Below are 832 nucleotides of genomic sequence, written 5' to 3' on the forward strand. Positions count from 1 at the left end.
TCCTCGAGGTGGTCGAGCAGAACGCGCCGCTGCGCCGCAACGTGACGATCGACGACGTCGGCAACGTCGCGGCCTTCCTGCTGTCCGACCTGGCAGCCGGCGTCACGTCGGAAATCACCTATGTCGACGCCGGCTTCAGCCACGCGATGGGCGGCATCGCGGCGGAAGTCTGATCACAGATCGTCCAGCGCCCGCAAGGCCCCCAGCAGGGCCGGCGAGGTGCTGGCCTGCACGACGAAGGTCGGCATCGCCTGCAGGTAGTCGCGGAAACGCCCCTTCGCGACGAAGCGCTCGCGGAAGGTCGACCGGTCGATCCGGTCGCCCAGGCGCGGCACGATGCCGCCGCCGATGTACATCCCGCCGCGCGTGCCCAGCGACAGCGCCAGGTTGCCGGCCACGCTGCCCAGCAGCGCGAAGAACATGTCCAGCGCCTCGACGCAGTGCGCGTCGCTCGCGGCCACCGCACGCTCGCTGACCTCGGCCGCGCTCAGCGGCTGCGCGTTCGCGCGGTCGACCTGGCACAGCGCTTCATAGAGGCTCACCAGCCCCGGCCCCGACAACGCCCGCTCGGCCGAGGCATGACCGTAGCGCTGGCGCAACGCCGCGATCACCGCGTCCTCGCGCGGCGTCGCACCGCCCAGCGACACATGGCCGCCCTCGCCGTTCAGCGGCACCACCCGGTCGCTGCCGGGCACCCGCAGCAAGCCTGACACACCGAGCCCGGTGCCGGCGCCGATCAGACCGACCGGCGCCCCCTCCACCACCGCCCCACCGCCCACCTGCCGCAACTCGGCAGGCTTCAGCGACGGCAGCGACAGCGCGAGCGCGGTGA

General features: G+C 72.6%; 2 protein-coding genes. One reads left to right on the forward strand and one right to left on the reverse strand.

The annotated features are described in order from the left end of the window. Nucleotides 1-173, forward strand: a 173-nt coding sequence (locus tag AC1D15_RS35080) for an SDR family oxidoreductase (RefSeq protein WP_477829712.1), incomplete at its 5' end; no start/stop codon positions are given. Here AC1D15_RS35080 and AC1D15_RS35085 read toward each other — a convergent pair. Beyond that, nucleotides 174-832: glucokinase (locus tag AC1D15_RS35085; protein ID WP_477829711.1), on the reverse strand; the 659-nt coding region annotated here is incomplete at its 5' end.

This window comes from Rhizobacter sp. P2_H2 (genome assembly GCF_056403375.1).